The sequence below is a fragment of the Streptomyces roseolus genome (assembly GCF_014649855.1).
Taxonomy (GTDB): domain Bacteria; phylum Actinomycetota; class Actinomycetes; order Streptomycetales; family Streptomycetaceae; genus Streptomyces; species Streptomyces roseolus.
Genome location: NZ_BMTV01000002.1, coordinates 327465 through 337951 on the forward strand (window position 1 = coordinate 327465; position 10487 = coordinate 337951).

The following is a 10487-nucleotide window of genomic DNA, read 5'->3' on the forward strand; positions in this document are numbered from 1 at the left end:
GTAGCGTCGGACCTGCCATGGACCTTGCCTACATTCCCAGCCCGTCGACCGGTGTCCTCCACCTCGGACCGATCCCGCTGCGCGGCTATGCCTTCTGCATCATCCTCGGTGTCTTCGTCGCCGTCTGGCTCGGCAACAAGCGCTGGATCGCCCGGGGCGGCGCCGCCGGCACCGTCGCGGACATCGCCGTCTGGGCGGTGCCGTTCGGCCTCGTCGGCGGACGCCTCTACCACGTGATCACCGACTACCAGCTGTACTTCAGCGAGGGTGAGAACTGGGTCGACGCCTTCAAGATCTGGGAGGGCGGCCTCGGCATCTGGGGCGCCATCGCCTTCGGCGCCGTCGGCGCCTGGATCGGCTGCCGCCGCCGGGGCATCCCGCTCCCGGCGTACGCGGACGCCATCGCGCCCGGCATCGCCCTCGCCCAGGCCATCGGCCGCTGGGGCAACTGGTTCAACCAGGAGCTGTACGGCAAGCCCACCGACCTGCCGTGGGCCCTGGAGATCACCGAGAGCGCCAACCGCGAGGCCGGGCTCTACCACCCGACCTTCCTCTACGAGTCCCTCTGGTGCGTCGGCGTCGCCCTCCTCGTCATCTGGGCCGACCGCCGCTTCACGCTCGGCCACGGCCGCGCCTTCGCCCTGTACGTCGCCGCCTACTGCGCCGGCCGCGGCTGGATCGAGTACATGCGGGTCGACGAGGCCCACCACGTCCTGGGCCTGCGGCTCAACGTGTGGACCGCGATCGTCGTCTTCCTCCTCGCCGTCCTCTACATGGTCCTCTCGGCGCGGACGCGCCCGGGCCGCGAGGAGACCGTCGAGCCCCGCTCCCGCAAGCCGGTGGACACGGAGAAGACCGGGAAGACCGAGCAGACGGAGAAGACGGACGAGGCCGGGGACGCCGCTCCGGAGAACTCCGACGGCGCCGGTGACGCCGAGGACGTGGAGAACGGCGCCGGGAACGGCGCAGGGTCGGCCGCCAAGGGCTGACGCCCCCGCCGCGCGCCACGAGGGCCGCCGGGACCGAACGGGTCCCGGCGGCCCTCGCGCGTGGCCGGGTACGGGTCAGCGGAGGCGGTCCGCGAGGGCCAGGACCCGGTGGGCGCCCGCCACCACCGCCGCGTCCACGAACCGGCCGTCCGCCAGGGCCAGCGCGCCCCGGTCGGTCTCGGCCGCCGCCACCACCGCGCGGGCCGCGTCGACCTCCTGCGGGGTCGGCAGATAGGCCCGCTCGATCACCGGGAGCTGCCGGGGGTGGATGGCGGCCCGGCCGAGGAAGCCGAGCGCCCGGCCCCGGGCGCAGCCGGCGGCGAGCGCGTCGAGGTCGCCGACGTCGGCGTGGACCGACTGCACCGGCGGCGGCAGCCGCGCCGCCCGGGCGGCGACCACGATCCGGCTGCGCGGCCAGTCGAGCCCGCTGTCCTCGCGCACCCCCAGGTCGGCGCGGAGGTCGGCCTCGCCGAGGGCGAGGCCGCGCACCGCCGGGTGGGCGGTGGCGATGGCGTACGCGTGCTCCACGGCCAGGGCGTTCTCCAGGAGCGGGTAGAGCGGGAGGCCGGGCGCGAGCTCGCTGATCCGGTGGATGTCGGAGGGGTGCGTCACCTTGGGCACACGGAGACCGCCGAGGCCGGGGAGGGGGGCCAGGACGGGGATGTCGCGCGGGGAGTGGATGCGGACGTGCACCGGGACCGGGTGGGCGTCGGAGAGCAGGTCGACGGTGGCGTCGAGGGCGTACGCCCTGCGGTCCGGGGCGACCGCGTCCTCCAGGTCCACGATGACGACGTCGGCGCCCGAGCGGAGCGCCTTGCCGACCACCTCCGGGCGGTCGCCGGGGGCGTACAGCCAGGTGAGGGGGAGCCTGCCGCGCCGGCGCAGGCCGTTCTCCACCACGCCCGGGGCGCTCATACCGCCCCCTGGGCGCGCAGGGCGCTGATCTCGGCCGGGGCGAAGCCGGCCGCGGTCAGGACCTCGTCGGTGTCGGCGCCGTGCGGCCGGCCGGCCCAGCGGATCCCGCCGGGCGTCTCGGAGAGCCGGAAGAGGACGTTCTGCATGCGGATCGGGCCGAGTTCCGGGTCGGGGACCTCGGTGACCGTGCCGAGCGCCTGGTACTGGGGGTCGGCCAGGACGTCCCGGACGTCGTAGACCGGGGCGATCGCGGCCTCCGCCTTCTCGAAGGCGGCCATCGCCTCGTCGCGGGTGTGGCGGGCGATCCACGAGCCGACGGCCTCGTCGAGGACGTCGGCGTGGGCGGCCCGGCCCGTGCCGTCGGCGAACCACGGCTCGTCGATCAGCTCGGCGCGGTCCACCAGGCGCATCACGCGCTCGGCGATGGACTGCGCCGAGGTGGAGACGGCCACCCAGGAGCCGTCGGAGGTCCGGTAGGTGTTGCGGGGGGCGTTGTTCCGGGAGCGGTTGCCGGTGCGCGGCTGGACGTAGCCGAGCTGGTCGTACCAGAGGGGGTGGGGGCCGATGACGGAGAGCATCGGTTCGATGATGGCCATGTCGACGACCTGGCCGTGGCCGGTGGTGGTCCTGGCGGCGAGCGCCGTCATCACCGCGTACGCGGTGGCGAGGGCGGCGATCGAGTCGGCGAGGCCGAAGGGGGGCAGGGTCGGCGGGCCGTCCGGCTCGCCGGTGATCGCGGCGAAGCCGCTCATGGCCTCGGCGAGGGTGCCGAAGCCGGGACGGTGGGCGTACGGCCCGAACTGGCCGAAGCCGGTGACCCGGGCGAGCACGAGGCGGGGGTTGACCGTGGACAGCTCCTCCCAGCCGAGGCCCCAGCGCTCCAGGGTGCCGGGGCGGAAGTTCTCCACGATCACGTCGGCGTCGGCGGCGAGGCGCAGCAGGGCGTCCCGGCCGCCGGGGGTGGACAGGTCGAGGGTCACGGCCCGCTTGTTGCGGCCCAGGACCTTCCACCACAGGCCCACCCCGTCCTTGGCGGGGCCGTGGCCCCGGGAGGGGTCGGGTTTGCGGGGGTGCTCGACCTTGACGACGTCGGCGCCGAAGTCGCCGAGCATCATGGCGGCCAGCGGCCCGGCGAAGAGCGTCGCCAGGTCGAGGACGCGCAGCCCCTGGAGGGGCGGCGGCTTCTCGGGAGGGAGTCCCCCCGGCGGGGGAACGGACGGGGGGAGGGACGGGGGAGCGGCGGTCATGCGGGATCGGCCTCCAGGGACGAGGGGGAGCCGAGGGCCGCGTCGATCTCGGTGCGGTACGGCATCGAGGTCGAGGCGCCCTCGCGCCGGACGGACAGCGCGGCGGCGGCGGACGCCCACGCCAGGGCGTCGGGCATGCGACGGCCCTCGCCGAGGGCCACCGCGAGGGCGCCGACGAAGGTGTCGCCGGCCGCGGTGGTGTCCACGGCCCGTACCCGTGGGGCGGGCACGGTGAGCGGCTCCGCGTCGCGCGCCACGTAGAGGCAGCCCGCCGCGCCGAGGGTGACGACCACCTCGGGGACGACGTCGAGGAGGGCGAGGGCGGCGGCGTGCGGGTCGGCGCGGCCGGTGAGCGCGGTGGCCTCGTGCTCGTTGGGCACCAACAGGTCGGTGGCGTCGAAGAGTTCGGGCGGCAGGGGCTGGGCGGGGGCCGGGGTGAGGACGGTGCGGACGCCGCGCCGCCGGGCGTGCTCGGCGCCGTCGACGACGACGGAGAGGGGGAGTTCGAGCTGGAGGAGGAGCAGGTCGGCGCCGGTGATCAGGGCCTCGTCGCCCTGGCTGAGGGAGGTGACGGTGCCGTTGGCGCCGGGGACGACGACGATCGCGTTGCCGCCCTCGTCGTCGACGACGATGTGCGCGGTGCCGGACGCGCCCTCCACGGTGCGGAGCAGGTCGGTGTCGACGGAGCAGTGCTCCAGGACGTCGCGGAGGCGGTGGCCGAAGTCGTCGGCGCCGACCGCGCCGATCATGGCGACCTCGCCGCCGGCGCGGGCGGCGGCGACCGCCTGGTTGGCGCCCTTGCCGCCGGGGACCGTGCGGAAGGCGCGGCCGGTGACGGTCTCGCCGCGGGCCGGGGCCTTCGCCACGTACGCGACGAGGTCCATGTTGGTGCTCCCGAGCACCACGATGCTGGTCATGGGCGTACTGCCTCCAGATGGGTGAGGTCGGCGAGGGTGTCGAACCCGATGCCGTCGAAGGACGCCACCGAGGTCGAGAGCCGGTTCTTCAGGGGGGAGGTCCAGCGGTCCGGGAGCCGGTCCGGATGCCCGGCGAGGAGACCGGCGACGGAGCCGGCGGTGGCGCCGTTGGAATCGGTGTCCCAGCCGCCCGAGACCGCCGCGCAGACCGAGCGGGTGAAGTCGCCGTCGGCGTGGGTGAGGGCGGCGGCGAGCAGCGCGGTGTTCGGCACGGCATGGACCCAGTGGTACCCGCCGTAGCGGGCGTGCAGCCGGTCGACGACGGTGTCGAAGGCGGGGACGGCGCGGGCGGTGGCGATGCCGTACCGGACGGCCTCGGCGAGCCGGGAGCGGGGCGGGACGACGCGGAGGCCGGCGGCGAGCGCGCGGTGCGCGTCGCCGGTGCCGTCCGCGGCGGCGGCCAGGGCCGCGGCGACGAACATCGCGCCGTGGACGCCGGCGGCGGTGTGGCTGAGGACGGCGTCCCGGTGGGCCTGGGCGGCGGCCCCGGCCGGGTCGCCGGGGCGGGTCCAGCCGTGGACGTCGGCCCGGATCTGGGCGCCGATCCACTCCCGGAAGGGGTTGCGGCGGACGGCGGTCAGCGGGGGTTCGACGCCGTCGAGGAGGTTGCGGTAGGCGATCCGCTCGGCGGTGAAGGTCCGTCCCGCGGGGAGTTCGTCCAGCCACAGGCGGGCGACGTCGGCGGTGGTGAAGCCGCGGCCGTGGCGGCGGAGGAGGAGCAGGGCGAGGAGGGGGTAGTTGAGGTCGTCGTCCTCGGGCATGCCGTCGATGTTCTCGGCGAGCGAGGTGGGGGCGGAGCGGCGGTTCCAGGGATGCGCGGCCAGCAGCTCCGGCGCCACTCCGCGCGCGGTGAACCAGTCGTCGAGCGGCCAGTTCCCCGCGGCCCGGGCGAGCGCCCGGATCGCGTTCAGCGGCAGCTTCTCGACGGGCTTCCCGAGCAGACAGCCGACGGCCCTGCCGAGCCAGGCGGCGTGCAGGCGGTCGCGGAGGGCGGGATCGTGCGGGGGAGTACCGCGCGCCGGCGGGGCCGGCCAGTCGGGGCAGGCGGTGACGATCGCGTCGAGGGCGGTGGGCTCGTCGGCGGCGAGGGGGGAGGGGAGGGCGGCGAGCGCGTCGAGCAGCTCCTCGGCGAGCGGCCGCAGCTCCGGCCGCGCGTGGGCGGAGGCGCCGGCGGCGGGCGGCGCGGGCGGCCCGCCGGCGGCGTACCAGCGCGCCGCGAGGTCCCGCGCGTCCCGCCCGTCCTCGGCGGCCAGCCGCAGCTCGTGCCCGACGAGGTCCTCGGGCTGCACCCAGGTGAGACGGAGAGCGGGCACGGGTCCGGGGACGGCAGGGGGCCCGGCGGGGGGTGCCGGGCGGGCCGGGGCGAGGGGGGCCGTCGGGCGTGCCGGGCCCGCCGCCCGGGACGCGTCGGTGGTGGGCGCCGGCGCGGGGGAAGGGGGCGGGGGAGCGTGGGCGGCGACGGGGGCGGGTGCGGGTGCGGGGTCCGTCACCGGGACGGGCCCGTCAGGGTGGCGCGGGCGGACTCGCAGGCGCGGCGGCGGGCGGCGTCGCGGGCGAAGACCTCGGCGGTCACCGCGGCGAGGGAGCGGGCCGGGGCGTGGAGGTCGAGGCGGCTGGCCTCCGCCACCCGCTTCGCCCACTCCGCGGGGACGGCCGCCTCGCCGTGCAGGGCGCCGGCGATCGCGCCCGCCATGGTGGCGATGGAGTCGCAGTCGCGGCCGTAGTTGACCGCGCCGAGGACCGTACGGCGGTAGTCGCCCTCGCCGACCAGGAGCATGCCGAGCGCGATCGGCAGCTCCTCGATGGAGTGCAGGCGGGAGGGGCGGCGGGCGTCGAGGCCGGGGGCGCGGTAGTCGGGGCCGACGGAGTCGTACGGGGCCACCGCCCTGCGGAGCGGTACGAGCGCGGACTCGAAGTCCCGGTGGCGGTCGGCGACTTCGGCGACCGCCTCGATCGCGGCGCGGGTGCCGTCCTTGGCGAGGCCCAGGACGGTGTCGACGACCGCGCGGGGGGTCGCGCCGGGGACGCAGGCCGCCGCGACCGCCGCCGCGAAGACGCCCGCCGCCTCGCGGCCGTACGAGGACTGGTGGGCGCCCGCGACGTCGATCGCCTCGGCGTACGCGCCGTGCGGGTCGGCGGCGTTGACCAGGCCGACCGGGGCCATGTACATCGCGGCGCCGCAGTTGACGATGTTCCCGGTGCCGGCCTCGCGGGGGTCGTGGTGTCCGTAGTGGAGGCGGGCGACCAGCCACTTCTCGGCGAGGAAGATCCGCTGGAGGGGGAGCGCCTCCGCCTCCAGCTCGGGGATCCACACGGGGGTGCCCATGAGTTCGGGGACGAGGTGGTCCGCGACCGCGTACGCGTCGAGGTGGTCGCGGACCCTCTCGTACACCCGGACCAGTGCGTGGGTCATCAGGGTGTCGTCGGTGACGTGGCCGTCGCCCTTGTGGTACGGGGCGATGGGGCGGGCGGTGCGCCAGGCGTCGCCGTTCCAGGGGCCGACGATGCCGGTGACGCGGCCGCCGTGGCGTTCGGTGATCTGCTCGGGGGTGTACCCCTCCACGGGGCCGCCGAGGGCGTCGCCGACGGCGGCACCGAGGAGACTTCCGGTGATCCGGTCATCCAGTGTGGGTGTCATGTCGGAATTGTCCACCGGGGGGTGCCGGTTCCGTGGCTCCCAGGAGCCCGGCGAGTTCCACCAGGTCCGTACCGGCGAGGCGGGGCAGCGCGCAGCCGGAGAGCGTCCGGCAGGCGTCCCGCCAGCTCGCCGGGACCGAACGGCCGCCGCCCAGCGCGCCGGTGAGCGCGCCGGCCAGGGCGGGGGCGGAGTCGGCGACCCGGGACAGGCAGGCGGCGGCCGGGACGGCGGCGGTCATCGCGCCGCGCGCGGCGAGGGTCAGCGCGAGGGCGACCGGGACGGTCTCGGCGGCGGCGATGCCGTAGCTGTAGACGTGGTCGACGATCTGGTGCTCCAGGAGGGGGACCAGCTCGAAGGCGGTGTCGGCGGTGCGGGCCAGCTTCACGGCGTGGCGGGCGTTGCGGCCGATCTCGGTGACGTGCGGCAGCTCGGCGAGCGCGGCCTCGACGGCGGTCTCGGGGTCCGCGCCCCCGAGCGCCGCGGCGACGGCCGCGGCGGTGGCCCGGGCGCCGTGGACGCCGTCGCCGTCCTGGGTGTACCGGGCGTCGAACTCGGCGAGTTCGGCGGCGGCGCGCGGGTCGCCCGGGTGGACGGTCGCGAGGACGGCGGCGCGGACGCAGGCGGCGTCGTCGAAGTAGTGCGGGTTGTCGTGGCCGGTGGCGGGCGGGCGCAGACCGGTCGCGAGGTTGCCGAGGCCGGCGCGGACGGAGATGCGGGCACGGAGGGGGAGGACGGCGGACTCGATCTCCGGCGCGCGGTCGGCGGCGGCCGCGACCTGGCCCGCGAGGTGGTTCCACGCGAGGTCGACGGCGGCGCGGAGGCGGCGCTCCGGGGCGAGGGCGGCGAAGAGGGGGCCGGTGGCGGCCAGCACCGCCTCCGCGGTGAAGGCCGCCCACTCGGCGTCGTCGGAGGGGCCGAGGCGGAGGGGTTCCGGGGGCTGGTTCAGGGCGATGGGGACGGGGAGGGTGGTCGTCGCGTTCTGCTCGGCGAAGGTGTCGAGCTCGCGGGTGAGGCGGCGGGTCCATTCGGGCATGCGGGCGGCGCGGTGCCGTGCGGCGGGCCAGCCGGCGGCGTCGCCCGCGGCGAGCCCGAGGAGGAGGCCCTCGATCCTGTCGCGGCCGGCCCCGGCCCGGTCGGCCGGCCGCAGTGCCGCCTGGGACGGGCCCCAGGGGCCGGGGGCGGCCGCGGCCGTGGGGGCGGTCGTGGCCGTAGGGGCGGGGGCGGGGGCGGTAGCGGTGGTGGTCGCGGTCGCGGGACCTGTGGTGGTCGTGGTGGCGGTCGCGGCGGCGGGGCCTGGGGTGGCGGCCGCGGTGGCGGGGCCCGTGGTGGTCGTGATCGCGGGGCCGGTGGTGGCCGTGGTGGTGGGGGCGCTCATGGGGTGGGCTCCGGGGTGAGGAGGTCGGCTACTTCCAGGACGTGGTGGCCGCGCATCGTGGGCAGGCAGCTGCCGGTGACCGGGGCGATGGCGGTCGCCCATTCCCGCGGGATCGCCGTCAGGCCGCCCGCCGCGCCGGCCAGGGCGCCGGCCACCGCGGCCGTGGTGTCGGCGTCGCGGCCCATGTTCACGGCCGTCAGGACCGCCGTGCGGAAGTCGCCGCGGGCCGCCGCGAAGGCGCCGAAGGCGAGGCCGACGGCCTCCGGGGCGAGGTCGGTCCAGGGGTAGCCGCCGATGACCACCGCGGAGCGGACCTGGCGTTCGCGGGTGAGCGGGTCCGGCTGGACCCGCTGGGCCGCGACCACCGCGCGCCGCAGCGAGCGGGCCGTCCACGAGTCCATGGGGATCACCGAGAGGGCCGCCGCGATGACGGAGGTGACCGTCGCGCCGGACATCGCCGCCGCGACGCCCGCCGCCACCGCCTGGCCGCCGTAGATGCCCTCGCCCTCGTGGCTGACGCTGCCGTCGATGGCGACCAGGCGGGCGGCCTCCGCCGGACGGCCGGCGGCGAAGACGCCGAAGGGGGCGGCCCGCATGGCCAGGCCGTCCGACCACGCGTGACGGTGCTGGGCGGAGATGGGTGCCGCCAGTCCGCGCCGGAGGTTCTCCAGGGTGCCGCGCTCCGAGAAGCCGGCGCCGCGGAAGGGGCCCTCGTCGAGGTCGGCGATCCAGCGGTGCCAGGCCCGTTCGACGTGGGCGACGGTCAGCGCCGAGCCGTGCCGGGCGAGCAGCAGCGCCGAGAAGATCGCGTACTCGGTGTCGTCGGTGCCGGCCGGACGGTCCGTCAGGAAGCCCTCGATCCGGCCCCAGCGACGGCGGATCTCGGAGGGCTTCATGTTCTCGGCGGGGGCGCCGAGCGCGTCGCCGACGGCGAGGCCGAGCAGCGCCCCCCTCGCCCGTTCCCGGGTGTCGCATGTCGTGGCCACCATCCGCGCGCCCCTTTTCTCGGTGCGGGCACCGCTTCGGCGGTACCCCTTCGCCTGGATCTGTGCCACGGCGGGCCGAGGACTCGCCGGTGGGCGGCGTCTGTCACCCGTCTGTCGGCGGGTCGGAGGAGGTTGAGGGGGCGTCAGGCAAGGCTTCCCACACTGAGGCGGGCCTTACTAAGTACGGCCTGCCTTGCTGGCGAGACCCTTACATCGGGCGTATTTTCGAGTGAGTAGGGGGCGGCGGGAGCGACCCGGCCCGCCGCGACGAGGGGAGAGCCATGTCCATCATCGAAGCCCAGGCGCCACTGCACGAGGCGCACCGCGACAACCACACCCACCGTGACGTGAACGGCGGTTGGCTGCGGCCCGCGGTCTTCGGCGCGATGGACGGACTGGTCTCCAACCTCGCCCTGATGACCGGCGTCGCCGGCGGTGCCGTCTCCTCGCAGACCATCGTGATCACCGGCCTCGCCGGCCTCGCGGCGGGCGCCTTCTCCATGGCGGCCGGCGAGTACACCTCCGTCGCCTCGCAGCGCGAGCTCGTCCAGGCCGAACTGGACGTGGAGCGCCGGCAGCTGCGCAAGCACCCGATCGACGAGATGGAGGAGCTCGCCGCCCTCTACGTCTCCCGGGGCGTGGAGCCCGCGCTCGCCCGCGAGGTCGCCATGCAGCTGTCGAAGGACCCCGAGCAGGCGCTGGAGATCCACGCCCGCGAGGAGCTCGGCATCGACCCCGACGACCTGCCGTCGCCCACCGTCGCCGCCGTCTCCTCCTTCGCCTCCTTCGCGCTCGGCGCGCTGCTGCCGCTGCTGCCGTACCTGCTCGGCGCGACCGCGCTCTGGCCGGCCGTCCTCCTGGCGCTCCTCGGGCTCTTCGGCTGCGGCGCGCTGGTCGCCCGGGTCACCGCCCGCGGCTGGTGGTTCAGCGGCCTGCGCCAGCTGCTCCTCGGCGGTGCCGCGGCGGCCGTCACGTACGGCCTCGGCATGGCCTTCGGCGCCGCGCTCTAGCGGCCGCCCCGAGGTCGCGTGCGGAACGGAATCCGCGCCCGTCCCCACGCCCGAGAGGCTCCCGCAAGGGGCCTTTCGGGCTTTTCGGGGTGACTTTTCGGCAGTAAAGCCGCATTCTCGCTGTGACGCATATCCCTGTTCGGAATCCCCGCGGCGGTGAGACACTATGCATGACGCCACATATGTAGCCGGTTACCCGGCGGTTTCGAACCCGTGACCACCGGGAAAGAGGCAGAAGCGTCGTCGGGCAACGAGGCCCACCCGAGACGGGCCGGCACGGCTCCGTCCCCCGCGGACCAGTCACGGTGCAGTCACTGCCTCCGCATCCAGAAGAAACAGGTGAACGCACA

At 76.1% G+C, this 10487-nt stretch carries 9 protein-coding genes; 2 read left to right on the plus strand and 7 right to left on the minus strand.

Annotated elements, in window-relative coordinates; translation table 11 throughout:
- Positions 1–17 precede the first annotated feature (17 nt).
- Positions 18–989 (plus strand): prolipoprotein diacylglyceryl transferase, encoded by a 972-nt coding sequence (gene lgt / locus IE245_RS03580; RefSeq protein ID WP_189945210.1) that lies wholly within the window; start codon positions 18–20, stop codon positions 987–989.
- A 75-nt stretch (positions 990–1064) separates the two neighbouring features.
- Here lgt and IE245_RS03585 read toward each other — a convergent pair whose 3' ends face one another.
- From IE245_RS03585 to IE245_RS03615, 7 genes are all read right to left on the minus strand, one after another.
- A complete protein-coding gene (locus IE245_RS03585; protein WP_189945211.1) occupies positions 1065–1904 on the minus strand; it encodes an HpcH/HpaI aldolase/citrate lyase family protein in 840 nt (279 codons plus the stop codon).
- Positions 1901–3151, minus strand: coding sequence for a CaiB/BaiF CoA transferase family protein (locus tag IE245_RS03590; RefSeq protein WP_189945212.1), 1251 nt, complete (start codon positions 3149–3151; stop codon positions 1901–1903). The genes IE245_RS03585 and IE245_RS03590 overlap by 4 nt, the downstream gene beginning before the upstream one ends.
- Complete coding sequence (gene rbsK, locus IE245_RS03595) at positions 3148–4068, minus strand: ribokinase (RefSeq protein WP_189945213.1); 921 nt, start codon at positions 4066–4068, stop codon at positions 3148–3150. The genes IE245_RS03590 and rbsK overlap by 4 nt, the downstream gene beginning before the upstream one ends.
- A complete protein-coding gene (locus tag IE245_RS03600) occupies positions 4065–5441 on the minus strand; it encodes an ADP-ribosylglycohydrolase family protein (RefSeq protein ID WP_189945214.1) in 1377 nt (458 codons plus the stop codon). Before IE245_RS03600 ends, rbsK begins: the two co-directional genes overlap by 4 nt.
- 173 nt (positions 5442–5614) lie before the next feature.
- Complete coding sequence (locus IE245_RS03605) at positions 5615–6766, minus strand: ADP-ribosylglycohydrolase family protein (RefSeq protein ID WP_189945215.1); 1152 nt, start codon at positions 6764–6766, stop codon at positions 5615–5617.
- On the minus strand, positions 6747–8141 hold the full coding sequence (locus IE245_RS03610; protein ID WP_229851049.1) for an ADP-ribosylglycohydrolase family protein: 1395 nt from the start codon (positions 8139–8141) through the stop codon (positions 6747–6749). The genes IE245_RS03605 and IE245_RS03610 overlap by 20 nt, the downstream gene beginning before the upstream one ends.
- Positions 8138–9130, minus strand: a complete 993-nt coding sequence (locus IE245_RS03615) for an ADP-ribosylglycohydrolase family protein (protein WP_189945217.1) — start codon at positions 9128–9130, stop codon at positions 8138–8140. The genes IE245_RS03610 and IE245_RS03615 overlap by 4 nt, the downstream gene beginning before the upstream one ends.
- Positions 9131–9408: 278 nt before the next feature.
- On the opposite strand from IE245_RS03615, the gene IE245_RS03620 reads away from it, so the two are divergent.
- Complete coding sequence (locus tag IE245_RS03620; protein WP_189945218.1) at positions 9409–10137, plus strand: VIT1/CCC1 transporter family protein; 729 nt, start codon at positions 9409–9411, stop codon at positions 10135–10137.
- Positions 10138–10487: the final 350 nt, after the last annotated feature.